Origin of the sequence: Sphingomonas hengshuiensis (genome assembly GCF_000935025.1) — a bacterium.
GTDB classification, from domain to species: Bacteria; Pseudomonadota; Alphaproteobacteria; order Sphingomonadales; family Sphingomonadaceae; genus Sphingomonas; species Sphingomonas hengshuiensis.
Window position 1 is genome coordinate 1,015,043 of the sequence record NZ_CP010836.1, and the last position, 23,770, is coordinate 1,038,812.

General features: G+C 67.0%; 25 protein-coding genes. 21 read left to right on the forward strand and 4 right to left on the reverse strand.

Annotated elements, in window-relative coordinates:
* Nucleotides 1–9 precede the first annotated feature (9 nt).
* The 14 genes from TS85_RS04490 (at nucleotide 10) to TS85_RS04555 (ending at nucleotide 12,992) form a co-directional block, all read left to right on the forward strand.
* Entirely contained in the window at nucleotides 10–801 is a 792-nt protein-coding gene (locus tag TS85_RS04490; protein ID WP_044330660.1) for a CoA-transferase subunit beta, read from the forward strand.
* A 120-nt stretch (nucleotides 802–921) separates the two neighbouring features.
* A complete protein-coding gene (locus TS85_RS04495) occupies nucleotides 922–1,812 on the forward strand; it encodes an enoyl-CoA hydratase (RefSeq protein WP_044330663.1) in 891 nt (296 codons plus the stop codon).
* Nucleotides 1,809–2,897 carry an NAD(P)H-dependent flavin oxidoreductase gene (locus TS85_RS04500; RefSeq protein ID WP_044330666.1) on the forward strand — a complete coding sequence of 363 codons (1,089 nt, stop codon included), beginning with the start codon at nucleotides 1,809–1,811 and terminating at the stop codon, nucleotides 2,895–2,897. The genes TS85_RS04495 and TS85_RS04500 overlap by 4 nt, the downstream gene beginning before the upstream one ends.
* On the forward strand, nucleotides 2,897–3,646 hold the full coding sequence (locus TS85_RS04505) for an enoyl-CoA hydratase family protein (protein WP_044330668.1): 750 nt from the start codon (nucleotides 2,897–2,899) through the stop codon (nucleotides 3,644–3,646). The genes TS85_RS04500 and TS85_RS04505 overlap by 1 nt, the downstream gene beginning before the upstream one ends.
* A 2-nt stretch (nucleotides 3,647–3,648) precedes the next feature.
* Entirely contained in the window at nucleotides 3,649–4,809 is a 1,161-nt protein-coding gene (locus TS85_RS04510) for an acyl-CoA dehydrogenase family protein (RefSeq protein ID WP_044330669.1), read from the forward strand.
* A gap of 5 nt (nucleotides 4,810–4,814) precedes the next feature.
* Nucleotides 4,815–5,858 (forward strand): acyl-CoA dehydrogenase, encoded by a 1,044-nt coding sequence (locus tag TS85_RS04515; RefSeq protein ID WP_044330670.1) that lies wholly within the window; start codon nucleotides 4,815–4,817, stop codon nucleotides 5,856–5,858.
* Nucleotides 5,845–7,470 carry a class I adenylate-forming enzyme family protein gene (locus TS85_RS04520; protein ID WP_044330671.1) on the forward strand — a complete coding sequence of 542 codons (1,626 nt, stop codon included), beginning with the start codon at nucleotides 5,845–5,847 and terminating at the stop codon, nucleotides 7,468–7,470. The genes TS85_RS04515 and TS85_RS04520 overlap by 14 nt, the downstream gene beginning before the upstream one ends.
* The gene (locus TS85_RS04525; protein ID WP_044330673.1) at nucleotides 7,467–8,264 is read left to right on the forward strand and encodes an enoyl-CoA hydratase/isomerase family protein; all 798 of its coding nucleotides are present in this window, start codon (nucleotides 7,467–7,469) and stop codon (nucleotides 8,262–8,264) included. The genes TS85_RS04520 and TS85_RS04525 overlap by 4 nt, the downstream gene beginning before the upstream one ends.
* A 2-nt stretch (nucleotides 8,265–8,266) precedes the next feature.
* Complete coding sequence (locus TS85_RS04530) at nucleotides 8,267–9,424, forward strand: thiolase C-terminal domain-containing protein (protein WP_044330676.1); 1,158 nt, start codon at nucleotides 8,267–8,269, stop codon at nucleotides 9,422–9,424.
* Between the two features lies 1 nt (nucleotide 9,425).
* A complete protein-coding gene (locus TS85_RS04535; RefSeq protein ID WP_044330679.1) occupies nucleotides 9,426–9,845 on the forward strand; it encodes a Zn-ribbon domain-containing OB-fold protein in 420 nt (139 codons plus the stop codon).
* Between the two features lie 3 nt (nucleotides 9,846–9,848).
* Nucleotides 9,849–11,252 carry a phenylacetate--CoA ligase family protein gene (locus tag TS85_RS04540; protein WP_044330680.1) on the forward strand — a complete coding sequence of 468 codons (1,404 nt, stop codon included), beginning with the start codon at nucleotides 9,849–9,851 and terminating at the stop codon, nucleotides 11,250–11,252.
* Entirely contained in the window at nucleotides 11,249–11,428 is a 180-nt protein-coding gene (locus tag TS85_RS04545; protein ID WP_044330683.1) for a hypothetical protein, read from the forward strand. Before TS85_RS04540 ends, TS85_RS04545 begins: the two co-directional genes overlap by 4 nt.
* Nucleotides 11,409–12,194, forward strand: a complete 786-nt coding sequence (locus tag TS85_RS04550) for an SDR family NAD(P)-dependent oxidoreductase (RefSeq protein WP_162184698.1) — start codon at nucleotides 11,409–11,411, stop codon at nucleotides 12,192–12,194. Before TS85_RS04545 ends, TS85_RS04550 begins: the two co-directional genes overlap by 20 nt.
* A gap of 12 nt (nucleotides 12,195–12,206) precedes the next feature.
* Nucleotides 12,207–12,992: an SDR family oxidoreductase gene (locus tag TS85_RS04555; protein WP_044330684.1), complete on the forward strand. Its 786-nt coding sequence runs from the start codon at nucleotides 12,207–12,209 to the stop codon at nucleotides 12,990–12,992.
* A 20-nt stretch (nucleotides 12,993–13,012) separates the two neighbouring features.
* Here the strand turns inward: TS85_RS04555 and TS85_RS04560 are convergent, their stop codons facing one another.
* Together TS85_RS04560 and TS85_RS04565 are read right to left on the reverse strand one after the other, a co-directional pair.
* Entirely contained in the window at nucleotides 13,013–13,783 is a 771-nt protein-coding gene (locus TS85_RS04560) for an SDR family oxidoreductase (RefSeq protein ID WP_052507744.1), read from the reverse strand.
* On the reverse strand, nucleotides 13,780–14,910 hold the full coding sequence (locus TS85_RS04565; RefSeq protein WP_044330685.1) for an LLM class flavin-dependent oxidoreductase: 1,131 nt from the start codon (nucleotides 14,908–14,910) through the stop codon (nucleotides 13,780–13,782). The genes TS85_RS04560 and TS85_RS04565 overlap by 4 nt, the downstream gene beginning before the upstream one ends.
* Nucleotides 14,911–15,124: 214 nt before the next feature.
* Here TS85_RS04565 and TS85_RS04570 point away from each other — a divergent pair, with 214 nt between their 5' ends.
* From TS85_RS04570 to TS85_RS04590, 5 genes are all read left to right on the forward strand, one after another.
* Complete coding sequence (locus tag TS85_RS04570; protein ID WP_044330687.1) at nucleotides 15,125–15,706, forward strand: NADPH-dependent FMN reductase; 582 nt, start codon at nucleotides 15,125–15,127, stop codon at nucleotides 15,704–15,706.
* Between the two features lie 107 nt (nucleotides 15,707–15,813).
* On the forward strand, nucleotides 15,814–17,016 hold the full coding sequence (locus tag TS85_RS04575; RefSeq protein ID WP_044330688.1) for an acetyl-CoA C-acyltransferase: 1,203 nt from the start codon (nucleotides 15,814–15,816) through the stop codon (nucleotides 17,014–17,016).
* Nucleotides 17,016–18,158: a 3,4-dihydroxy-2-butanone-4-phosphate synthase gene (ribB, locus tag TS85_RS04580; protein ID WP_044330690.1), complete on the forward strand. Its 1,143-nt coding sequence runs from the start codon at nucleotides 17,016–17,018 to the stop codon at nucleotides 18,156–18,158. Before TS85_RS04575 ends, ribB begins: the two co-directional genes overlap by 1 nt.
* Before the next feature lie 58 nt (nucleotides 18,159–18,216).
* A complete protein-coding gene (locus tag TS85_RS04585) occupies nucleotides 18,217–19,953 on the forward strand; it encodes an N-acyl-D-amino-acid deacylase family protein (RefSeq protein ID WP_044330692.1) in 1,737 nt (578 codons plus the stop codon).
* Nucleotides 19,954–19,964: 11 nt separating this feature from the next.
* Nucleotides 19,965–20,825 carry a hypothetical protein gene (locus TS85_RS04590; RefSeq protein ID WP_044330694.1) on the forward strand — a complete coding sequence of 287 codons (861 nt, stop codon included), beginning with the start codon at nucleotides 19,965–19,967 and terminating at the stop codon, nucleotides 20,823–20,825.
* Between the two features lie 66 nt (nucleotides 20,826–20,891).
* On the opposite strand, the gene TS85_RS04595 is transcribed toward TS85_RS04590, so the two are convergent.
* Complete coding sequence (locus TS85_RS04595; protein WP_044330696.1) at nucleotides 20,892–21,809, reverse strand: dihydrodipicolinate synthase family protein; 918 nt, start codon at nucleotides 21,807–21,809, stop codon at nucleotides 20,892–20,894.
* Nucleotides 21,810–21,909: 100 nt separating this feature from the next.
* Here TS85_RS04595 and TS85_RS04600 point away from each other — a divergent pair, with 100 nt between their 5' ends.
* Nucleotides 21,910–22,692, forward strand: coding sequence for a FadR/GntR family transcriptional regulator (locus tag TS85_RS04600; protein WP_044330697.1), 783 nt, complete (start codon nucleotides 21,910–21,912; stop codon nucleotides 22,690–22,692).
* Between the two features lie 20 nt (nucleotides 22,693–22,712).
* Here the strand turns inward: TS85_RS04600 and TS85_RS04605 are convergent, their stop codons facing one another.
* Nucleotides 22,713–23,300 (reverse strand): nitroreductase family protein, encoded by a 588-nt coding sequence (locus TS85_RS04605; protein ID WP_044335849.1) that lies wholly within the window; start codon nucleotides 23,298–23,300, stop codon nucleotides 22,713–22,715.
* A gap of 141 nt (nucleotides 23,301–23,441) precedes the next feature.
* On the opposite strand from TS85_RS04605, the gene TS85_RS04610 reads away from it, so the two are divergent.
* Complete coding sequence (locus TS85_RS04610) at nucleotides 23,442–23,741, forward strand: hypothetical protein (RefSeq protein WP_044330698.1); 300 nt, start codon at nucleotides 23,442–23,444, stop codon at nucleotides 23,739–23,741.
* The last annotated feature ends 29 nt before the right edge of the window (nucleotides 23,742–23,770 follow it).

A 23,770-nucleotide genomic window follows, 5' to 3' on the forward strand; every position in this document is an offset into this window, starting at 1 on the left:
GAGCGGCGCATGACCGACACCCAAGCCACGCTCGCCGACCTGCTGATCGCCGCCTGCGCCGAAGTGTGGCGCGACGATCCCGAATGGCTGGCGACCGGCATCACCCCGATCCCACGCCTGGGGGCGAGCCTGGCCAAGCTGAGCTTCAACCCGCGGCTGATGATCACCGATGCGGAGAACATGTTCCTGGAGGAACCGGCGCCGATCGGCCCGCGCGATGCCTCGCCGACCGCCGAAGGATGGGCGCCCTATGCCCGCACCTTCGACAATCTGTGGGGCGGGCGGCGGCACGCATTGGTCGCGCCGGTGCAGATCGACCGTTTCGGCCAGACCAACATCAGCGTGATCGGCGATCATGCCGCACCCAAGGCGGCGCTGCTGGGCGCGCGGGGCTTTCCGGGCAACAGCATCTCGCACCCGAACAGCTTCTTCGTACCGCAGCATAGCCGCCGGTCGCTGGTCGCGGGCGAAGTCGATTATGTCTGTTCGGCGGGCTATAATCCGGCGCGCTGGCCCGATGGCCGCCCGCCGCATCGGCTGGAGCTTCGACGGATCGTCACCAATCTGTGCGTGATGGATTTTGGTGGGCCGGATCATGCCATCCGGCTGGTGTCGCTGCATCCCGGCGTCGGCGTCGAGGAGGTGCGCGACAATAGCGGGTTCGATGTGGTCGTGGAGGGCGATGTGCCCGCTACGCCGGTGCCCGACGCGGCGGCGCTGGCGATCATCCGGCGCCTCGATCCCCACGGCATTCGCGCCAGCTTGTTGAAGGGCAACCCGCCCGCCGTTCGCGCCACGTGATCGCCGGCGGGCTTGCGATGTTTTCAAAGCACCACTGACTTGCCGCGACGCTATCGAGCGGGCGGTTGACGGCCCCAACATTATAATGATTGATAGTCGAAAGAGCGGAGAGGGTCAGGAATGAGCGCGGGCACGCCCGGGGCGGCGGACATTGTCTATGAGACCGACGCGCCGGTCCTCTATGAGGTTCGCAGCGGCGTCGCCTGGGTGACCATGTCGCGCGAGCGCTACAACAACGCCCAGAACAGCCAGATGACCTATGCGCTGGACGACGCCTTCCGCCGCGCGGTCGACGATCCGGAGGTCAAGGCGATCGTGCTGGCCGGGGCGGGGAAGCATTTCTCCGCCGGGCACGACATCGGCACGCCGGGTCGCGATCTGGCGCGCAGCTTCCCCCGCGCGCACCTGCTGCCCGACCATGTCGGGCGGCCCGGCGCAGAACTGCTCTATACCCGCGAGCAGGAAGTCTATCTCGGTATGTGCCGCCGCTGGCGCGACATCCCCAAGCCGACGATCGCGATGGTGCATGGCGCCTGCATCGCGGGCGGGCTGATGCTGGCCTGGGTCTGCGATCTGATCATCGCGTCCGATGACGCGTTTTTCCAGGACCCCGTCTCGCGGATGATGGGGATTCCCGGCGTCGAATATTTCGCGCACGGCTTCGAACTGCCGCCGCGCGTGGCGAAGGAATTCCTGCTGCTCGGCGAACGGATGCCCGCCGAGCGCGCCTATGGCTTCGGGATGGTCAACAAGGTGGTCTCCCGCGCCGAACTGGCGGAGGCGACTGCGGAGATAGCGGCCAAGCTGGCGGCGCAAGCGTCGCTCGGCATGTGGCTGACCAAGCAGGCGATCCATCAGGTCGAGGAACTGCGCGGCAAGCGTAGCGCGATGGATGCCGTGTTCCACATGCACCATTTCGCCCATGCCCAGAACGACCTGACCACCGGCAATGCGCTGGGCGGCGTCACCGGCAAAAGCGCTGCCGCCGACAACAAACAGGCGGAGGGATGAGCGACGAGCTCGCCACGCCGCTGACCGCCATGCTGGGGTGCCGCCTGCCGGTGATCCAGACCGCAATGGGCTGGGTCGCCGAGCCGGTGCTGGTCGCGGCGACCGCAGAGGCGGGCGGTTTCGGGTTCCTCGGGGCGGCGGTGATGACTCCGGTCGAGGCGGCGGCGAAGATTGCCGAGGTGCGGCGGCGGACCCCGCTGCGCTTCGGCGTGAACTTCCACATGTTTCAGCCGGGGGCGGCGGAACTGGTCGATGTCATCCTCGCCAATCGCGAACAGGTGGCGGCGGTCAGCTTCGGGCGGGGGCCGGACGGGCGGATGATCGCGCGATTTCGCGACGCCGGCATCCGCTGCGTGCCGACCGTGGGCGCGGTCAAACATGCGCGGAAGATGGCGGCGCTGGGCGCCGACATGCTGGTGGTGCAGGGCGGCGAGGGCGGTGGGCATACCGGATCGGTGGCGACCACGGTGCTGCTGCCGCAGGTGCTCGATGCCGTCGATCTGCCGGTGGTTGCGGCGGGCGGCTTTGCCGACGGGCGCGGGCTCGCGGCGGCGCTGGCCTATGGGGCCGTTGGCATCGCGATGGGCACGCGCTTCCTGATGACGCGCGAGAGCCCGGTGCCGGCGCAGGTGAAGCACTATTATATCGGTGCGCGGACCGATGACATCCTCGTCACCGACAAGGTGGACGGAATCCCGCAGCGGATGATCCGCAACCCCGCGCTCACGCGGGTCACCGGAGGCGGGCGGATCGGTTCGTGGACATCGGCGCTGTCTGCCGGGCTGGCGATGAAGCGCGCCACGGGTGCGTCCTGGCCGCAGTTGTTGCGGATGGCGCAGGGAATGCGCCGCCATGGCGGGCTGAGCCTGTCGCAGGCGCTGCGCGCCGCCGCCGCGCCCGCGTTGCTTCAGCGTGCAGTGGTAGGCGGCGATGCCGAGGGCGGGCTGATGGCGACGGGCCAGGTCGCGGGCCGGATCGAGGACCTCCCCAGCGTCGCGGACTTGCTTGGCGGGATCGAGCGCGAGGCGCGGGCCCGGATCGCCGCGCTCACCGCCGCGCCGCCGCTAAAGAGAAAGCACGCCTGATGCCGATACGCACCCGCGTCGCCGACCGTATCGGCGAGATCATCCTCGATCATCCGCCGGTCAACGCGCTCGACAGCGCGGGCTGGAACGCGGTGCCCGGGATTGTCACGGCGATGGGTCGCGATCCCGAGGTCCGCTGCGTGCTGATCCGTGGCGAGGGACGCGGCTTTTGCGGCGGGGTCGACATCAAGGAGATGCAGGCCCATCCGGAGCGGATCGTCCAGCTCAATCGCGGCAATTACCGCAGCTTCCAGGCGGTGCGCGCCTGCGAAGTGCCGGTGGTAAGCGCGGTACACGGCTTCATCATCGGATCGGGCATCGGCATTTGCGGCGCCTCCGACGTGGTGATCGCGGCGGAGGATGCCTATTTTTCTCTGCCCGAGGTCGATCGCGGCGCGATGGGCGGGGCCAGCCACCTGATGCGGATGTTCCCGCTGCAAAAGGTTCGGGCGGCGTTCTTCACAGGCGGGCGGATCGACGCCGCCGAGGCCTATCGGCTCGGCGCGGTGGAGAAGGTGGTCCCGCGCGAACACCTCGTCGAGGAGGCGCGGGCGTTCTGCGCGGTGATCGCGTCGAAGAGCCGCAAGGCGCTGACCACCGCAAAGGAAGCGCTCAACGGCATCGAGCCGCGCGACGTCGATCATGGCTATCGCTTCGAACAGGGCTTCACGCTGGAGATGTACCTCCACGAGGACAGCCAGCGTGCCCGCGATGCCTTTGTCCAGACCGGCAAGACGGCGGATTATTGACCATGGACCTGCGCTACAGCCCCGCCGAACAGGTCTTCCGCGCCGAAGTGCGCCAATGGCTCGCCGAGCATGTGCCCGCCGCGCCGCTGCCCGACTTCGACTCCTCAGTCGAAGGGTTCGAGGCGCACCGTGCGTGGGAACGCACGCTCCATGCCGGGGGCTGGGGTATGGTCACCTGGCCGGTCGACTATGGCGGGCGGGGGCTCGACTTGATCCGCTGGCTGATCTTCGAGGAAGAATATTACCGCGCCGGTGCGCCGCTGCGCGTCAACCAGAACGGCATCTTCCTGCTCGGTCCCACCCTGATCGAATATGGAACGCCCGAGCAGAAAGCCCGCTTCCTGCCCGCAATGGCGGCGGGGGACGAGATCTGGGCGCAGGCATGGTCCGAACCGAGCGCCGGCAGCGACCTTGCCGGTGTGCGCTCGACTTTGGTGCGGGATGGCGACGAGTATGTGCTGTCGGGCCACAAGATCTGGTCCTCCCGCGCGGTCCATGCCGATTGGGCGTTCGGGCTGTTCCGCACGCCGGGCAGCGAGCGGCACAAGGGCCTGTCGCTCGTCTTCTTCCCGCTGGACGCGGCGGGGGTGACGGTGAAGCCGATCGCGCGGCTCGACGGCAAGCCGGTGTTCGCCGAGCTGTTCCTCGACGAGGTGCGCGTGCCCGCGTTCAATCGGCTGGGCGCGGAAGGCCAGGGTTGGTCGGTGTGCATGTCGACTGCCGGCTTCGAACGCGGGCTGATGCTGCGCAGCCCGGCGCGCTTCCAGATGGCGGCGGCAAGGCTGGTCGAACTCCATCGCGGTCGCGCCGACAGCGTCGAGCCCGAGGTACGGGCGCGGGTGCTACAGGCGTGGATGGACGCCGACGCCTATGCGCTGTCGATCTATTCCACCGCCAGCCGATTGATGGCGGGCGGCGCGATCGGGCCGGAAACGAGCACCAACAAGATTTTCTGGTCCGAGCTGGATCTCGATCTGCACAGGACCGCGCTGGCGCTTCTCGGTGCCGAGGCCGAGCTGACCGGCGCCGCGCCCGATGCCTCGGCGGATATAGGCGACTGGCTCGACGGCTACGTCTTTTCGCTGGCTGGCCCGATCTATGCGGGCGCGAACGAGATCCAGCGCAACATCATCGCCGAGCGTATGCTCGGACTGCCGAGGTAGCGCGCATGGATTTTCGCCTTACCGATGAGCAGCAGATGCTGGCCGACATGGTCGCCCAGCTTCTGGCCGAGACCTGCACCGGCGCGGATTTGCGGCGGCTGCTGGAAAGCGGCGAACCGCGCGATGCTGCGCGCTGGGAACAGATTGTGGGACTGGGCCTGCCGGGCACGATGGCGCCCGAAAGCGCTGGCGGCAGCGGGCTCGGGCGGGTGGAGATGGCGCTGATCGCCACCGCCTGCGGCTATGCCGTCCTGCCCGAGCCTTTGGTGGAGCACGCCGGGATCGCGGTGCCGCTGCTTGCCGCTGCGGGGGTGGAGCTTGGCGCGGCGCTGTCGGGCGGGACGATCGCGGTTGGCCATCCGATCAACCCCTTCGTCGCCGACGCCGATGCGGCGAAGTCGCTGTTGCTCGCCGAGGGCGACGCCGTGCATCTGGTGCCCCGCGACCGGGTGACGCTGGTGCGGCAGCCAAGCATCGATCCCTTCCGCCGCCTGTTCCGGGTCGATTGGCAACCTTCGGCCCAAACACGGATCGGGGGCGGGGCATTGTGGGCGGATGCGCTGGATCGTGGCGCCTTGCTCGCGGCGGCGCAGCTTCTCGGCCTTGCTCAGCGGGCCGTTGATCTCTCGGTCGCCTATGCGGCCGAGCGGCAGCAATTCGGCAAGCCGATCGGGGCGTTTCAGGCCATCAAGCACCACCTCGCCAACGCGCAGGTCAGGATCGAGTTCGCGCGGCCCGTGATCCTCGCCGCCGCCGCGATGCCGCCCTCGCCGCTGGCGCAGGCGCGGATCAGCCATGCCAAGCTTGCTGCCACCGCCGCTGCCGAGGCCGCAACCCATGCGGTGGTGCAGGTCCATGGCGCGATGGGCTATTCGTGGGAAGTCGACGTGCATTTCCTGCTAAAGCGCAGCCTTGCGCTCGGTCAGGCCTGGGGGACGCCGGGCTTCCACCGCTCCCGCGTCGCCGATCATGTGCTGTCCGCCCCGCTCGGTGCCGACCGCACCTTTGACACCGGCCAGATCGAGGAGATCCGCAGTGAAGCCGCTTGAGGTCGCACGCAGCCTGCGGGCCGACCCGGAGGTCGCCGCGCGCTATCACGCCGCTGGCTGGTGGAGCGAACGCACTTTGTCCGGTCGCGTGGCCGCGCTTGCCGCGACCCGTCCCGAGCAGACCGCCTGGATCACGCCACAGGGCCGCTTCAGCTGGGGCGCCTATGATCGCGCTGCGACCCGCATCGCCGCGCTGCTTTCCGCCAAGGGGCTATTGCCCGGCGCGCGGGTTGCGGTGCTGCTGCCCGATGGACCGGCGGTTCATGCCGCATTGCTGGGGATCGAGCGGGCGGGCATGGTCGCGGTGGGCATCGGCGCGCGCGCAGGCGTGGCGGAGGTCGCGCATCTGCTCAGGCGCACCGGCGCCACGATCATCCTTGCGCACGACAGGATGCGCGATGGTACGCTGCCCGAACTGGTCGAGGCGGCACGCGCGCAGGGCGCGCCGCTGGAGGACTGGCTGATCGTTCCCGACCTGATGGCGTTTCGCAACTGGAGCGCGGGGGAGACGCCGGACCATCCCCCGTTTCCGGCGGGCGATCCCGACACATTGTTTCTGATCAACTCGACTTCGGGCACCACGGGAATGCCCAAATGCGTGATGCACACGCAGAATCGCTGGTTCTATTTCCACCAGCTCGCCGCCGAGGCGGGCCGTTTCGGCGCGGACGAGATCTTCATGGGCGCGGTTCCGGCGCCGTTCGGCTTCGGGCTGTGGACCTCGCATTTCTCGCCGACGATCCTGGGCTGCCCGACCGTGGTGCTGCCCAAATTCGATGCGGGCACCGCATTGGACATGATCGAGCGCGAGCGGGTGACGGTGCTGTGCTGCGTCTCGACTCAGTTCATCATGCTGCTCAACGAACAGGCCGAGCGCCCGCGCGATCTCTCGTCGCTGCGGTCGATGTTCACCGGCGGCGAAGCCGTGCCCTATCGCCGCGCCGCCGAGTTCGAGGAAGTGACCGGCGCGGCGGTGCTGCAATTCTATGGCTCGAACGAAACCGGCGCGCTCAGCCGTACCACCGCCGCCGATACACGCGACCGGCGGCTGAACACGGCGGGGCGCGTCATCCCCGAAATGGAGGTCCGGCTGTTCGACCCCGTCAGCGGCGCCGAGGTCGCGGGCAGGGGACAGCCCGGCTGTCGGGGTCCTGCGACCTGCCTCGGCTATTGGGACGATGACGCGGCGAATGCGAAGCTCTTCACGCCCGATGGCTGGATGCTGATGGGCGACATCGTCGAGGTCGATGACGAAGCCTATCTGCGCGTCGTCGGTCGCACCTCCGAATTCATCATTCGTGGCGGCAAGAACCTCTCGGCGCCGGCGATCGAGGCCGAGGTCGCGACGCACCCGGCGGTGGCGCTGGTCGCGGCGGTCCCGGCGCCCGATGCGGTGTTCGGCGAGCGCGTCTGCATCTATGTCACGCCGCGCCCGCACCAGCAGGTGACGCTCGAAGGCATCACCGCCCATCTCCACGCGCGCGGTGTCTCGCGCGAATGGTTTCCCGAATATCTCGTCCTGATGGACGACCTGCCGCGCTCGTCGGGCGGCAAGGTCGCCAAGGGCGAACTCACTGCGGACGCGAAGAGGCGTTGGGCGGTGCCAGCATGACCTACCAGAACCTCAAGCTCGAACTCGACGGCCGCATTGCGCGCGTCACCCTGGCGCGCGGCGACAAGCTCAACCCGCTCGACTGGTCGACGGTCAAGGAACTGAAGGCCGTCGTCGCCCGGATCGAGGCCGCGCCCGGCATCGATTTCGTGCTGCTGACGGGGGAGGGGCGCAGCTTCTCCGCCGGGGGCGACCTCGATGGCTATATCCGGCTCTATCGCGATCCCGCCGCCTTCCAGGCCTTTCTCGACGATTTCTTCGCGATGCTGACCGGCATCGAAAAGGCGCGGGCGATCTGGATCGCGGCGGTGAACGGCGTGTGCGTGGCGGGCGGGATCGAATTGCTGCTCGCGTGCGACATGGGCGTAGCCGCCGAGAGCGCGAAGATCGGCGATGGCCATCTCAATTTCGGCCAGCTCCCCGGCGCGGGCGGATCGCAGCGTCTGCCACGGGCGATCGGGCTGCTGCGCGCCAAGCATCTGATGCTCACCGGCGAACTGCTCGATGCCCGGACGGCGGAACGCTGGGGGCTGGTGACAAAGGTCGTGCCCGATGCCGATCTGATGGCGGCTGCGGGCGCCTGGATCGCGGGCATGTCCGCCAAGAGCGCCGTCGGGCTGGCCGGGGCCAAGCGGCTCGCCAACCTGACGCTCGACACGCCCTACGAGGAGGGGCTCCGGCGGGAGATCGCCTTCGTCCACCGCTACGCCACCACCGAGCCCGACGCCACCGAGGGCCTTGTCGCCTTCAAGGAAAAGCGCGCCCCGCGTTTCGGCACGCCCAGGAAAGACTGACCATGTTCAAACTGCGTGACAAATATGCGATCGCCGGGATCGGCAACACCGATTACACCAAGGCATCGGGCCGGACGGTGCGGAGTCTCGCCACCGAAGCATGCCTGAAGGCGATCGAGGATGCGGGGCTGACCGTCGCCGATATCGACGGCATCGTCAGCTTCAATTTCAACGACAGCGCGCCGGCCATCGGCGTTGCGACCGAGATGGGCATCGAGAATGCCGGCTATGCGGTTGATTATGCCGCCGGGGGCAATGGCGCCAATCTGATCACGCTGGCGGCGACCGCCGCGATCGAGGCCGGGCTGGCGAAGAACGTCGTCTGCTTTCGCGCGATGAACGGACGCTCGGGCTTCCGCCTCGGCGGGGGGCGCGATCTGTCGGCCTATGGCGTCACCCAATACACCGCGCCGCTCGGCTGGATAACCTATCCGCAGGCGATGGCGATGTGGGCGCGGCGCCATATGATCGACTACGGCACCACCGAGGAACATTGGGCCGAGATCGCCACGACCTTCCGCGACAATGCCGTGATCAACGAACGCGCGATGCAGCGTACGCCGATGACCAGGGACGATTATTACAACTCGCGCTTCATCGTCGATCCGTTCCGCATGTACGACATCTGCCTGGAGAGCGACGGCGCCTGCGCAGTGGTCATCACCTCGGCCGAGCATGCCCGCGATCTAAAGCAGAAGCCGGTCTATATCATGGGTGGCGCCTATGGCGGCGGGCCCAGCCAGGGCGACGACCTGTTCGACGCGATCCGCTGGCCGAGCCATTCGCATAATTGCTTCAAATACCTGGCCGACGATCTGTGGGGCAGCGCGGGCATCGGTCCGCAGGATATCGACGTCGCCGAAATCTATGACTGCTTCACCTACAGCGTGCTGATGGCGCTGGAGGGGCTGGGCTTCTGCAAGGAGGGGGAGGGTGGCCCCTTCGTCATGGGCGGGCGGATTGCCCGCGACGGCGCACTGCCGCTCAACACCCATGGCGGGCTGTTGTCCGAGGCGTATATCCACGGCTTCAACCATGTGATCGAGGCGGTCGAGCAACTGCGCGGCACCTCTGGCGCGCGCCAGATTGAGGGCGCGGAGATCGCGCTTACCACCGCGGGCGCGATGACCTGCGGCAGCGCCATGATCCTGAGGAACTGACGTGCAACAGACCGCCTACACCAAGCCGCTGCCCGTTCCCGATTCGGAGAGCACGCCGTTCTGGGACGGGATGCGCGAGGGCAAATTGATGCTCCAGCGCTGTGCGTCGAGCGGGGCGTATCTCTTCCCGCCGGTGACCTTTTGCCCCGGTTCGCTCGAACGCCCCGAATGGGTGGAGGCGAGCGGCAAGGGGACGGTGTTTAGCTGGATCACGGTGCGCCACCCGGTGCCGCGCGACATCTATGCGGAGGACGTGCCCTATGTCGTCGCGATCGTCGCGCTCGACAATGGCTGCCGCATGACCGGCAACCTGGTCGGCTGCACGCCCGAGGAGGTGCGCGCCGGGATGCCGGTCGAGCTCGTGTTCAACCGCGTCACGCCGGAGATCACCCTGCCGGCCTTCCGCCCTGTCGGAGGCTGAGCGATGGCGTCGCCCCCGATCGCCGATCCCTTCGCCGCATCGCCGCTGCTGCGCCGATTCAGCGCGGCCACGCGCGAAGCGTTGGAGGCGCATCAGCTCCGCAAGGTGCAGGCGCTGTGCGGGCGGCTCTACGCCAGGAGCGATTATTACCGCGCCCGGATGGACGAAGGCGGACTGACGGACGGCGAGGTCGACAGCCTCGATCGCTTCGCCAAGGCCTTCGCCCCCTCGGCCAAGGCCGACTTTCTCACGGACCAGCAGGTCGCTCCGCCGTTCGGCACGCGACTGGGCGTCGATCGCGGGGAGGTTGTGCATATCAGCATGACCAGCGGCACTTCGGGGCAGGGCCAGGAGATTTACGGCCGCACCCAGCGCGACGTCCACATGCTCGGCTATCTCCACGCGCTGCCCTGGTACATGGCCGGGCTGCGCAAGGGCGATACCGCGATCAACTGCGTCCCCGCCGGGGGCATGACCACCGGTGGCTGGGGTCCGGGCGAGGCGATCCGCATCCTCGGCGCTACCGGCTTCCATGTCGGCGGCGCGACGTCGACCGAGTCCAAGATCGACCTGATGCTCAGGCTCGGCGGCATCCACTTCATCTATGCATCGACCAATTATCTCCACACGCTGACCGAGGCGCTGCTGGCGCGCGGCATCACCCCGCGTGAGGCGTTTCCGGACATGCACGGGCTGTTCATCGCGGCGGAAGGCTATCCGCTCGAATGGGCGGCCAAGATCGAGGAACATTGGGGCTGCAGGTTGCAGGAGGGCTATGGCAGCACCCAGCTCAACGGCTTCGGCGCCTCGACCGGCGCTTTGGGCGTCTTCGGCGAGAAGGGCGAACGCGGCCTGCTCCGGCTGTTCGAATGGGAGCATCTGGTCGAGATCGTCGATCCCGCGACCGGCGCCCCCGTGCTCCCCGGCGAGGTGGGGGAGATGGTGGTGACCAATCTCTCGGTCGAGGGCAGCCCGGCGGTGCGTTTCCGCACCGGCGACGCGGCGCGTTTCGTGCCGTGGCAGGAATGCGACGGCGGCGCGTGGAACGCGATCGAGTGCGGCACGATCGGTCGCTTCGACGACATGATGAAGATCCGCGGCAACAATATCTGGCCGTCGATGTTCGACGCCGCCGTCTTCGCCCACCCCCAGGTCGGCGAGTATAAGGGCCGCGTCTATACCCGCGACGGCAAGACCGAGGTCGAGGTGAAGATCGCGGTTGCCGAGCACCAGTCGGCGCTGTCGGCAGAAGAACGCGCGCGGCTGGTCCAGTCGGTACGCGCGGCGATCAAGGAGCGCAGCAATTTGTGGGTCGATGTGTGCGAAGTGCCGCGCGCCGAGTTCCAGGGCTTTGCCTATAAGGCGCGGCGCTGGAGCGACGAGCGGCAGGACGGGTACCGGCTGTGAGCGAACCCGATATGCCCCGCGACGAAGCCGCGATGCTGCGCGACATGCTGGCGATCGCCGATCGGCTGGCCGCTAGCGAGGACGCGCTGATGGCCGGGCAATATGCGCATCTGCGCGCGCGCGTCGCCGCTCTGGTCGAGTTGCGGTCGTTCGCCGATGGGGCGGAAGCGGCGTGAGCGGCATCCGGCGTTTCGCGCTCGACGGGCAGGTCGCGGTGGTCACCGGCGGTGGCGGGGGCTGGGCTCGGCAGGCGCGCGGGCGCTGGCCGAGGCGGGGGCGGACGTGGCGTTGATCGCGCGCAACCGCGCCAGGCTGGAAGAGGCTGCGCGCTCGGTCGAGGAGACGGGACGGCGCGCGCTGATCGTCGAGGCCGATGTCTCGGATGCCCCCGGCCTGGTCGCCGCCGCGGATCAGGTCGCGGCGGCGTTTGGCCGCGTGGATATCCTGTTCAACAACGCCGGGATCACCAATCCGCAAACCGTGCTCGACGTGGCGCCGGAGGCGTTCCTGCGCGTCCTCGAAGTCAACGTCGCGGGCGCCTTCCACGTCATTCGCGCCTTCGCGCCGAAGATGATCGAGCGCGGCTATGGCCGGATCATCAACATGGGATCGATCCTGTCGGGCCGCGGCATGGCGAACCGGGCCGCCTATTGCGCGTCCAAGGCCGGGCTCGCCAATCTGGGCGCCGCCTGCGCGTTCGAATTCGGCGCCGACGGCATCACCGTCAACACCTTGGGCGCCACCGTGATCGTCACCGATCTCAACCGCGAACTCGTCCGCACCCAGCCGCACCTTTATGAGCGGATCGTGCAGCGCACGCCGCTCGGCCGCCTGGGCGAGACCGAGGACCTGATGGGTGCCCTGTTGTTCCTCGCTTCCCCCGCGTCCGGTTTCATCACCGGACAGACCCTGTTCGTGGACGGCGGCTACACCGCCGGCTGAAGAAAGAGAGTCATGACGACCACCTCCCTCAAGACGCTGTTCGATCTCACCGGCCGCACCGCATTGATAACCGGCGGCTCGCGCGGGCTGGGCCTGACCATGGCCGAGGCGCTGGGCGAGTTCGGCGCGAAGATCATCGTTACCGCACGCAAACAGGCCGAGCTGGACGACGCCGTCGCGCATCTCCGGACCCTCGGCATCGAAGCCACCGCCATCGCCGCCGATGTCGGCAAGCAAGAGGAAGCCGCGCGCATCGTCGAGACGGTGAAGGCGGCGGGTGGCCGCATCGACATCCTGGTCAACAATGCCGGCACCTCCTGGGGCTCCAAGACCGAGGAGATGCCGCTCGACGGCTGGAACAAGCTGATGGCGGTCAATTTGACCGGCCCGTTCCTGATGGCCCAGGCGATTGCGCGCGAATTCATGATCCCCGCGGGCTGGGGGAAGATCATCAACATCGCCTCGGTCGAGGGGCTGCTGGGGCACCATCCCCGGATGGTCGGCACGATCGCCTATAACGCCAGCAAGGGCGGACTGATCAACTTCACTCGCGCGCTGGCGGCGGAATGGGGCGGGCTGGGGATCACCGTCAATGCGCTTGCGCCCGGCTATTTCCCGTCGAAATTGACCGGCTACGTCATCGACAAGCATGGCGACCAGCTCCGCGACGACACGCCGCGCGGGCAATTGGGCACCGACGATGACCTGAAGGGCGCGGTGCTGCTGCTCGCCTCCGACGCCGGCGCGCATATCACCGGACAGGTGCTGGCGGTCGACGGCGGCGCGTCGATCATCTGAACTCGTCGGCAGGCCGACCGTCAGCCGCCGGCGAGTTGGTCCGTCACCCGCTCGAACCGGGTGCGGGCAATGTCGGTAAAGCTCGGATGGGTCAGGATCTTTGACAGCCCGGCGGCGGCGCCGGCGAAGGCGATCTCGGCGGCGCGCTGCGGCAGGATCGAATCCGCCGGGGCAGCGCGATCAGGATCGGTCGCGGCGAAAATGCCGGTGGCGACCGCCCCGGGCATCAGCAAGGATGCGCCGACGGGGGTGCCGGCCAGTTCGGCCTCCAATGCTTCGACGATCGCCCATAAGGCATATTTGGTCGCGCAATAGGCGGCGAGACCCGGGGCGGTTGCCATTGATGCGGTGGAGCCGGTGACGACGGCGCGTGCGGGCTCGCCAAGCTCGACCATTGCCGGAACGAAGGCCCGGAGCGTGACCACCGAGCCGATCACGTTGACGTCGAACACGCTGTGCCACTGGTCGAGCGGCGTTGCCAGCACTGATCCCATGCGCAGCAGCCCGGCATTGGCAAAGAGCAGCGTCACGGGCGCAAGCTGCTGCGCCGCCTCGGCAAAGCCGGCCATCGCCGATGGGTCGGTCACATCCAGCAGGTGCAGCGCGTGCGGCACGCTCGCGGCGACCAAATCGCCGCGCAGCCGCTCCAGGCCGGCGGCGTCGCGGTCGCACGCCGCAACCGCCATGCCCTGGCGCGCGGCGTGACGCGCGAGCGCGGCGCCGATGCCAGAGGCTGCGCCTGTGATAACCGCCGTCCGCCCCGCGCGCACCGGGCTTGCCGCCGCGCTCACCGGAAGTGCGGGATCACATGCGTGCCGATCTTGCGCAGCGTCTCGAGCTGCGCCCATTGCGGCACCGTGCCCATATTGGTCATGAACAATATCTCGTCGGCCCCGGCGGCGGCGAGCTGTTCGACATAATCGATGCAGTCGGCGACGGTGCCATAGGCATTCTTGGCACTTAATATGCCCGAGCTGGGGCGCCGCCCGCCTTCGTCCGGGCGGAGGTCCATCGTGATCGTCTCGGACGCCAGCTTGGTCGTGATGATGGTGTCGGTGCCTTCCTCGATCAGGTCCTCGCTCCAGGTCTCCGGGTCGGGGCGTGGCCCGCCGCCGTACCAATAATTGAGCGATTCGTAGAAATAGCGCTGCCCACGGATGCCAATCCGGCGGGCCTGCTCGACATCGTCGAGCACGATCGTCGGGCACAGCGCGGCGAGATGCTGGATCGGACGATAGCCGACCTGATCGGCAACGTCGCGCGTCGCCCAGGCGTCGCGATAGATCTTGTTCTTCTTGGCCACTTCCTCAGGGCCACCAAAGCCCAGCACCAACGCACCCAGCCCGCGCTGGCCGGCGCGCGCCAGCGTATCGAGATTGGTACACGCCATATACATTGGCGGATGCGGATCCTGATAGGGCTTGGGATGGATCGGCCGCAGCGGAACGGTGATGTGCGGGCCGTTATGCTCGACCTCGTCGTTCACGAACATCTTGGGGATCAGGTACATCGCCTCGTCGATGATCGGCTGCAACTCCTTCAGGTCATAGCCATAGGCGCCGGCCTCCTGCTGGCTGCCGCCCTTGCCGACGCCGAAATGGACGCGGCCCTTCGATAATATGTCCAGCGTCGCAACGCGCTCGGCCACTTTGATCGGATGGTTCATCGCCGGCATCAGGCAGACGACGCCATGGCCGATTCCGATCCGACTGGTCTTGCCCGCGATATAGGCGAGGAAGGTCTCGGGCGCGCTCATATGGGCATAATGAGTCAGCGAAGTGTGCTCGACGCTCCACACAACGTCGAAGCCGAGTTGCTCGGCGAGCAGCGCCTGCTCTACCAGTTCGTCGAATACCTGGCGTTCACCACGCGGCGACGCATCGACGATCTGGGCCTCGAAAATCAGGGAAAAACGCATTTTGGAGACTCTCTAGCCGGGGATCGTGTTCGCCACTGACCCTCGACGTGGGCACCTCCTGTTTCAAATGCCGTTTGGCGGCGCGACCGTTTGCCTACCGGCATCGCTGGGGCCGTTTGTTGCCTAAATGCGATCGCTGGCATCGGGAGCGGGCACTCGACCGTCGCGCCTCGCACGACCTAACCCGACGTCACAGATTGGACAGGAGTGGATCATGGGCGAGGCGATCAAGATCGTCGGCATCGGCGGAACGGCGCGGCTAAATTCGAGCAGCGAGCGCGTGGTGCGCTGCGCGCTTGCCGCCGCAGCGGCGGAAGGGGCCGAGATCGAGTTGTTCGACGGCCCGTTCCTGGCGAGCCTCCCGCTCTATATCCCCGACCGCGTCGAACGCACCGAAAACGAACGGCGCTTCGTCGAGGCGGTGCGGGGATGCGACGGCGTCATTGTCGGCTCGCCCGGCTATCACGGCAGCCTGTCCGGTCCGATCAAGAACGTGCTCGACCTGCTCGAAGACCTGGCCCGTGACGAGCGGCCCTATCTTGAGGGGCGCGCCTTCGGGTCGATCGTCACGGCCTATGGCTGGCAGGCATGTGGCACCACGCTGGTCGCGATGCGATCGATCGCCCATGCTCTGCGCGCCTGGCCGACGCCCTTTGGCGCGGCGGTGAACGCATCGGCGCCGCTGTTCGACGAAAAGGGCGATTGCCTGGACCCCAAGACCGCCGAGCAACTCGCCATCGTCGGCCGGCAGGTGACCGAATTCGCCCAGTGGCGCCGGGCCGGTCTCGCCGCCTGATGCTGCCCGGCGACGTGGCTGATCGCCCATCGGCAATAGAGGGCGCGCGGACACGCCGATAGACGATCGCAAACGGCGGCGCTCCCGCCGACAACCAGGAACAACCGATGCGCGAAGCCCTTATCGTTTCCACCGCCCGCACCCCGATCGGCAAGGCCTATCGCGGTGCCTATAACGATGCCGAGGCGCCCTTGCTCTCCGGCCACGCCGTCGCCGAAGCCGTGCGCCGCGCGGGCATCGACCCGGCGCGGGTCGAGGACGTCATCATCGGCTGCGCGGCGCAACAGGGGACGCAGGGCTATAATATCGGGCGGCTGACCGCCGCTGCGGCGGGGCTGCCGGCCAGCGTCGCGGGCATGTCGGTCGATCGGCAATGCGCATCGGGGCTGATGGCGATCGCGACCGCCGCCAGGCAGATCGTCCATGACGGGATGGAGGTCGCTATGGGCGGCGGCGTCGAATCGATCAGCCTCACCCAGAACGCCCATAAGAACGGCTATCGCGCCCAGTCGCGGGCGGTGACCGCGCACAGTCCGCATATGTATGTCGCGATGCTCGAGACCGCCGAGTTGGTCGCCGAGCGCTACGGCGTCAGCCGCGAGGCGCAGGACGCCTATGCGCTGCAGAGTCAGCAGCGCACCGCCGCCGCCTATGCCGCCGGCCGCTACGCCGCCGAGCTGGCGCCGCTGACCACCCGGATGCGCGTCACCGACAAGGCCACGGGCGAGACCAGCGAGCGCGAGGTTACGCTGGACCGCGACGAGGGCTTCCGCGCCGACACCACGATCGAGGGGCTGTCGAGCCTCAAGCCGGTCTGGCCCGGCGGCGATCTGGCCGGGCAGGGGCGCTATGTCACCGCCGGCAATGCCAGCCAGCTTTCGGACGGCGCCGCCGCCTGTCTGCTCGTCGAGGCCGGCGTCGCCGCGCGCGAAGGGCTGACGCCGCTCGGCGCCTATCGCGGCATCGCGGTCGTCGGCTGCCCGCCCGAGGAAATGGGCATCGGCCCGATCTACGCGGTACCGCGCCTGCTCGAGCGCCATGGCCTCACCGTCGATGACATTGGCCTGTGGGAGTTGAACGAAGCCTTTGCCGCGCAGGTGCTGCCGTGCCGCGACCGGCTGGGTATCCCCGACGATCGCCTCAACGTCGATGGCGGCGCCATCGCGATCGGGCATCCGTTCGGCATGTCGGGCGCGCGGATGGTCGGTCACGCGCTGATCGAGGGCAAAAGGCGCGGGGTGAAGCATGTCGTCGTCACGATGTGCGTCGGCGGCGGCATGGGCGCCGCCGGCCTGTTCGAGGTGCTGTGATGGCAAGTCTTCCCAAAATCCCACTGCAGCGTGCGTTTCTGTCCAGCCCTGAGGAGATTATCGACGAGGCGCGCAACGGCCGCATGTTCATCCTGGTCGACGACGAAGACCGGGAGAATGAAGGAGACCTGATCATCCCGGCGCAGATGGCGACGCCCGACGCGGTCAACTTCATGGCGCGGTTCGGCTGCGGTCTGATCTGCCTGGCATTGTCAAAGGCGCGAGTCGACGAATTGGGCCTCGCGCCGATGACCCCGAACAACGGCACCCAATTCGGAACCGCGTTCACCGTGTCGATCGAGGCGCGCGACGGCGTGACTACGGGGATCTCGGCCGCGGATCGGGCGCGGACGATTGCCGTGGCGATCGATTCGGGGAACGGTCCCGAGCATATCGTGACGCCGGGCCATGTATTTCCGCTGATCGCGCGCGAGGGCGGCGTGCTCGTTCGCGCCGGGCATACCGAGGCGGCGGTCGACGTGTCGCGACTGGCCGGGCTCAATCCATCGGCGGTCATCTGCGAAGTGTTGAACGACGATGGGACGATGGCGCGACTGGACGATCTCGTCGCGTTCTCCCAGCTTCACAACCTTAAGATCGGCACGATCCGCGATCTGATCGCCTATCGCCGTCGCTACGACCATCTGGTCGAGAAGCGCGCGGAGATGCAATTCCGCAGCCGTTGGGGCGCCGATTGGCGGATCATGAGCTATCGCAACAAGGTCACCGGCAGCGAAGTCGTCGCGCTGGTAAAGGGGGACATCGATCCTGCCGGGCCGGTGCTGGTGCGCATGCACGTCCATTCGCCGCTCGCCGACTTGTTCGCCGAAGAGGATAGTCGGTCGGGGATGCTCGACCGCGCGATGATGGCGATCGCCGAGGCGGGCAGCGGTGTCGTCGTGGTCCTCAGCTCGCCGGCGCCGGATCTGGTCGGCTGCGTCATCCGCGCGCGGCAGGAAGGGCGCGAGGAGAGCGGTGGACGCATGGTGGCGGTGCGCGAATATGGCATCGGGGCGCAGGTCCTGACCGATCTCGGCATTCATCGCATCACGCTGCTGAGCAACAGCAACACCAATTATGTCGGTCTCGACGGCCATGGAATTGAGATCGTCGGCCAGCAGCCCCTGGCGCGCGATAACTAACCTTGCAATCTTAGATATGATATGACGTAATCGCCAAAAGCAAAATCAAGGAGAGGCTATGAGCGACATTCTCATTCAGGGGGGCACCGTTGTCGATGGTACCGGCGCCGCTTCCTATCCTGCCGATGTCCGCGTCCGGGACGGCGTGATCGCCGAGATCGCGCCCGGGCTCAGCCCCGCCGCCGGCGAGCGGGTGGTGGATGCCGCCGGGTGCATCGTCTCGCCGGGCTTTATCGAGCCGCACACGCATATGGATGCCGTGATGTGGTGGCAGCCCAGCCTCGATCCGCTTCCCGGCTACGGGGTCAGCACGGTGGTCATCGGCAATTGCGGCTTCACCGCCGCGCCCGTCCACAAGGACCCGGAGGTGCGGATGGAGATGGTCAAGATCTTCTCCTTCTTCGAGGAAGTGGCCGAGACGCCGTTCCTCGAAATGCTGCCCTGGGACTGGGAGACCTGGTCAGAATATCGCGCGTCGATGGTGGCCAAGTGCAAGACCTCGACCAACATCGCGGGCTATGCCGGCCATATCGCGATCCGCCTCGCGGTGATGGGCATGGCCGCATGGGAGCGCGCCGCCACCCCTGACGAAATCCGCAAGATGTGTGCGTTGCTGGAGGATGCGATCGATGCCGGTGCGCTCGGCATGTCGTCCAACCTGATGGACCATGACAGCAAGGACCGCCCGGTCCCCAGCCTGGTCGCCGACGACGCCGAATGGTCGGCGCTGATCGGCGTGCTCGCCAGCCGTCCGGGCAGCCAGCTCCAGGTTATCCTGGATACTTTCTTCAAGCTCCGCGCGCCCGAACAGATGGAGCGTCTGGGCAACCTTTGTCACGATCGGGGCGTCCGCGTCCAGATGGCGGGAGCGGGCGGACTGCTGCGCTTCCAGGATTCGATCCGCGAAAAGATGTGGGAAATCACCGCCAGGCAGAAGGCAGAGGGCCTGGATTTCTGGCCGAGCTTCGCGCATGTGCCGCCGACGACGGCGCTGAACTTCTTCAGCAGCTCGTCTTTCGCCCAGGCCAATGAATATGTCTGGCACGAAGTCGTCCAGGCGCCGACCGAGGCGGAGAAGCTGGCTTTGCTGCGCGATCCCGACTTCCGCGCCCGTGCCCGCGATAGCTGGGACAACAAGGCGTTCAAGCAGTCGCTCGTCGCCAATCCGCACATGATGTTGCTGATGGATTCCGAAACCGGCGTCGGACCGCTCGACCTGAACCTCAAGGAACTGGCCGAGCAGCGCGGCGTGCATCCCTCGGATGCGCTGGCAGACTGGGTGATCGCCAACGGCGTGCAGTCGATCATCAGCCGCGTGCCGCACCCGATGGCCTATGAACAGACCATCGAGATGCTCAAGGACAGCCAGACCGTCGCCAATATCTCCGACGCGGGCGCGCACGGCCAGATGCTGTGCGGCGGTGGCGAAAACATCCTGTTGCTTACTCAGTTCGTCAAGAACAACGATCTCACGCTGGAAGAGGCGATCCACGTCCAGACTGGCAAGCAGGCCGAACATTTCAACTTCGGCGATCGCGGGGTGTTGAAGCCCGGCTATCGCGCCGACATCGCCGTGTTCAACCTCGACGAGATCGAACCGCGCCCGCTGCGGCGCTCGTTCGACGTGCCGGATGGCAAGGGCGGCTTCACCTGGCGCTTCACCCGCGACGCCGCGCCGATGCGGCTGACGCTCGTCAACGGCGTGCCGACGTTCGACAATGGCGCGTTCACCGGCGAACTGCCCGGCGAGTTCGTCAGTCCGGTGATCACCCGGGCCGAAGCCGTGGCAGCCTGAAGGAAGATGGTATGAACGAAGACGATCTGCCCTACCTTCAGCGTGGACGCCAGAAGGTCGAGACGACGAGCAGCGTGCTCATCAGCTCCTCCAAATATCTCAACGATTATCGCATCCGCGAATGGGTCACGACCCAGTCGCTAAAGCGCAACGGGCGGGATTATCCGCCGACCTATGGCATCCCGATGCTGATCGAGGCAGTGCGCGAGGTGCAGGATCACGAGCGCATCGAAACGCTGTTCAACGAAGCGCGCAAGGATTGGCCCGCATTCGATAAATGGCTGGACGATCGCTGGCTGGCCCGGCTCAGCCGCGAGGACATGAAGTCCTGCCCCGAAGGATCGGTCGGCGGCATCTGGTACAAGCAGCTTGTCGGTGCCGGGATGCAGGTCGACATCATCCCCACTTTCGAGCCACGATCGAGCTTCGAATATTTCTTCCTGCGCGGCGTGCAGATCCACGACATCATGCATATTTTGAGCGGCGGCGGGTTCGATGCACTGGGTGAGATCATGCCCGCGTTCCTGAAATACGGGAACTTGTTCCGGTACTTCACGCCGGAACTGGCCGGTCTGCTCAACGTGCAGAACACGCTGCTGACCATCCCGATGTTCATGCGCGGCCCGCTTCATTATCCTGAGCTGTTCGTGCGGATGTGGGATCTGGCGCATTATGCGATGAAGCTCGGCCAGGATTCGGACGCGCTGTTCCTGCCGCGCTATGAGGAATGGCTCGATCTGCCGCTGGAGGAGGCGCGCGCGAAGTTCGGCGTGCGCGGCGCGAGGACGATCGACACGTCGCGCGAATCCGATTTCTTCGACCAGCGGATCGCCTCGCTGGACCCGCAGCCAGAGGCGGTGGCTGCGGAATAGCCATACCCTCGGGCGCACCACCGGGAATGGGAAGGCGAGGGGGTTCGACTCCCTCGCCTTTTCCTTTCACCAGCCCTCGATCTCGGCGAGCCCGATTTCCTCGACTACCGCGAGCGCCTTGGCCAGCGAGTCCGGTTCCGCCGGCAGCCGCGGCGGGCGCGGAAAGCCGCCGGCTTGGCCGAAATGGTTCAGCAGCGCCTTGGTGACGCGGATGCCGCCATTGCCGTACAACGCCATGAACAGCCGCATCAGCTTGCCCCAGCGCTCCAGGAACAGCGCATTGTCACCCGTTCTGGCGGCTTCGATCACGCTGACGCATAGTCGCGGCGCGATATTGCCTTCGGAAGAGAGGAAGCCCTGCGCGCCGAACGCCAGCGCCATCGGCGCCTGGTGCGGACCGCCGACGCAGATATCGACTCGGTCGCCCAGCGCATCGGCGAGCGTGCGGAGATAGCCGGGGTCCTGATGGCTGACGTTCAGCCCGATCAACTGTTTGTGGCGTTCGAACAGTTCGATGATGACCTGCGGCGGGATGACATAGCCGACCGACTGGTGCGTCGAGAGCACCGAAGGCATGTCGGTGTTCGATAGAACCGCATCGAAATAGGCATCTAGCTCGCGCGGCGTGGGCGCATGGCCGTGGCCGACATCGAGCGAATAGACCTGTGCCGCATCGACGCCCGCCTGTGACGCTGCCTCGATGAATTCGATCATCTGCCTTGCGGTGCGCGGCTCGACACCCATTGCCCGCACCGGCACGCGCCCTTTCAGTTCCTCCACCGCGATCGCCAGCAACCGGGCGGTCTCCTCGCGCGTCAGCGTATAGCCTTCGCCGCTGCCGCCGCCGCCGACATAGACGCCAACCCCGGCCTCGCCCAGCTTGCGCAGATGGCGGCGCAATCCCGCCTCGTCGATCGCACCGTCTTCCGCGAAGGGCGTGATGCTGATGGTAAAGGTCTGGTAACGCGAAACATCGGGTTTCATCCGTCTCTCCTGGATATTTCTATTGGGGTGGCTGGACTTGCAAAGAGGTCGTGTGCGCTTATTGCAAAGGGGCGAGTGGCGATGATGCCGAGAGGATGATGTGAGCGAAGGCACCAAGAAACGGCGATTGCGCCAGCCCAGGGTTGCGGAAATCGTCGCCTCCAGCCTCCGCTCGCGCATCCTGTCGGGCGCGTTGGCCGATGGCGACTTGCTGCCCAAGCAGGAGGAACTGCTCGCCGAGTTTGGTGTCAGCCCGCCGTGCATCCGCGAGGCGTTCCGCATTCTTGAGACCGAGGGGCTGGTGACCGTGATCCGCGGCAATATCGGCGGCGCGGTGGTGCACGTGCCGCACCCGGGCACGGCGGCCTATATGCTTGGCCTGGTGCTGGAGGCGCGCGCGGTTTCGCTCTACGACCTGCTCAACGGGATGCGCCTGCTCGAACCTGCCTGCGCCGCCGAGGCCGCGCTCCGTCCGGACCGCGAAACGACAGTGCTGCCCAGGCTTCGCGCCAATATCGAGGCGAGCATGGCCGCGATCGACGATCCCAAGGCCTTTATTGGACTGGCGCGGGACTTTCACACCGAACTGGTCAGCAATTGCGGCAACCAGACGATGAGCCTGGTCGTCGGCGCGCTGGAGCGGCTGTGGTCGGCACAGGTCGAGGTACTGGCGATCGACCGATCGGAGCATGGCAGCTTCTCCGACCGCGCGGTGCGGATGTCGCTCCAGCGCGAACATGAGCGGATCTATCGCGCGATCGAGGAGGGCGATGCGCCCAGCGCCGAACGTGCGATCCGCGAGCATTTCTCCGGCGGCGTCGGCGAGCGGCGGCATGGCTTTGACACCGGCGTCACGATCAAGGCGGACATGCTCCGAGCCTGAGAGCGCACGATCCAGGCCGATCAGAGCGTCAGCCAGCGCACGACATCTTCGGCCCTGGCGCGCGGACGCGGCGGCGCCGCTTCCGCGACGCTTCCGATCAGCACGACGCCCGCGACCTTTTGCCCCTCCTCCAGTCCGAGCAGCGCGGTCGCTCGGGCATCATAAGCGTGCCAGCCGGTCAGCCAGTTGGCGCCATAGCCCAGGGCGTGCGCCCCATTGAGCAGGTTCATGCACACCGCGCCCGCCGACAGCGTTTGCTCCCATTCGGGCACCTTGTGACCCGGGATGGTCGCCGAAACCACGATAACCGCCAGCGGCGCCGACGCCAGTTTGCGCGTGCTGACCCGAACCTTGGCGGCATCCTCGCGCGTCTCCGCCAGCGCAAGGAGTTGTTCGACCCAACGGTGCTTGGCCTCGCCTGCGACCAGCACCAGCCGCCAGGGGCTTAGCCGGCCATGGTCCGGCACGCGCAGCGCGATTTCGACCAGACGGTCGACATCGGTACGATCAGGCCCCGGTGCCACCAGCGCGTCGGGCATCGGCGAACGGCGCGCCGCCAGGAGGTCCGCAGCCGATAGCTCGGGGAAATGGGTCGCTGTCGATGCCATCACTGTCTCTCCATGCTGTGCGGCCTGTCGCCGCATCGATTGTTTGACGCTCATAGCCGAATCGGCTATCCTTTAAAAGATAGCACATATAACAAGCGTGCAATCCACCGGAGAAACGTCCGGCCCGGTCTAGGAGAGGTTATGAAAGCTGCCATCCGGTTCACCGATGTCTCGCTGGGGCAACCCGTCGAACTTGACGAGCGCATGGAAAGCGACTCGCCGATAGCGGAGCGTGCCTGCGCGATGGTCCGCCAATGGGCCGGCGCTGCCACAGCGTCGCTGGTCTCGATGCACCTCTGGGACGACCGTCTGGCGCCGGAGCAAGTCGCGGGCAGGGTCATGGCGCGGCATCTGGACGGCAGCAATCGCGCCGATGTAGAAATACTGATGCGCGCGCAGGACCGTTGCGCAAGGGCCGTCGTCCGTGTGGCGCTCGGGTGACGCGGCCGCGCCGGGCAGCCGGCTCGCGG

Bases quoted from the DNA above. Each gene is read 5' to 3' on its own strand.
- TS85_RS04490 (WP_044330660.1), top strand. From the start codon at position 10: ATGACCGACACCCAAGCCACGCTCGCCGACCTGCTGATCGCCGCCTGC.
- TS85_RS04495 (WP_044330663.1), top strand. From the start codon at position 922: ATGAGCGCGGGCACGCCCGGGGCGGCGGACATTGTCTATGAGACCGAC.
- TS85_RS04500 (WP_044330666.1), top strand. From the start codon at position 1,809: ATGAGCGACGAGCTCGCCACGCCGCTGACCGCCATGCTGGGGTGCCGC.
- TS85_RS04505 (WP_044330668.1), top strand. From the start codon at position 2,897: ATGCCGATACGCACCCGCGTCGCCGACCGTATCGGCGAGATCATCCTC.
- TS85_RS04510 (WP_044330669.1), top strand. From the start codon at position 3,649: ATGGACCTGCGCTACAGCCCCGCCGAACAGGTCTTCCGCGCCGAAGTG.
- TS85_RS04515 (WP_044330670.1), top strand. From the start codon at position 4,815: ATGGATTTTCGCCTTACCGATGAGCAGCAGATGCTGGCCGACATGGTC.
- TS85_RS04525 (WP_044330673.1), top strand. From the start codon at position 7,467: ATGACCTACCAGAACCTCAAGCTCGAACTCGACGGCCGCATTGCGCGC.
- TS85_RS04530 (WP_044330676.1), top strand. From the start codon at position 8,267: ATGTTCAAACTGCGTGACAAATATGCGATCGCCGGGATCGGCAACACC.
- TS85_RS04540 (WP_044330680.1), top strand. From the start codon at position 9,849: ATGGCGTCGCCCCCGATCGCCGATCCCTTCGCCGCATCGCCGCTGCTG.
- TS85_RS04550 (WP_162184698.1), top strand. From the start codon at position 11,409: ATGGGGCGGAAGCGGCGTGAGCGGCATCCGGCGTTTCGCGCTCGACGG.
- TS85_RS04555 (WP_044330684.1), top strand. From the start codon at position 12,207: ATGACGACCACCTCCCTCAAGACGCTGTTCGATCTCACCGGCCGCACC.
- TS85_RS04565 (WP_044330685.1), bottom strand. From the start codon at position 14,910: ATGCGTTTTTCCCTGATTTTCGAGGCCCAGATCGTCGATGCGTCGCCG.
- TS85_RS04570 (WP_044330687.1), top strand. From the start codon at position 15,125: ATGGGCGAGGCGATCAAGATCGTCGGCATCGGCGGAACGGCGCGGCTA.
- TS85_RS04575 (WP_044330688.1), top strand. From the start codon at position 15,814: ATGCGCGAAGCCCTTATCGTTTCCACCGCCCGCACCCCGATCGGCAAG.
- ribB (WP_044330690.1), top strand. From the start codon at position 17,016: ATGGCAAGTCTTCCCAAAATCCCACTGCAGCGTGCGTTTCTGTCCAGC.
- TS85_RS04585 (WP_044330692.1), top strand. From the start codon at position 18,217: ATGAGCGACATTCTCATTCAGGGGGGCACCGTTGTCGATGGTACCGGC.
- TS85_RS04590 (WP_044330694.1), top strand. From the start codon at position 19,965: ATGAACGAAGACGATCTGCCCTACCTTCAGCGTGGACGCCAGAAGGTC.
- TS85_RS04595 (WP_044330696.1), bottom strand. From the start codon at position 21,809: ATGAAACCCGATGTTTCGCGTTACCAGACCTTTACCATCAGCATCACG.
- TS85_RS04605 (WP_044335849.1), bottom strand. From the start codon at position 23,300: ATGGCATCGACAGCGACCCATTTCCCCGAGCTATCGGCTGCGGACCTC.
- TS85_RS04610 (WP_044330698.1), top strand. From the start codon at position 23,442: ATGAAAGCTGCCATCCGGTTCACCGATGTCTCGCTGGGGCAACCCGTC.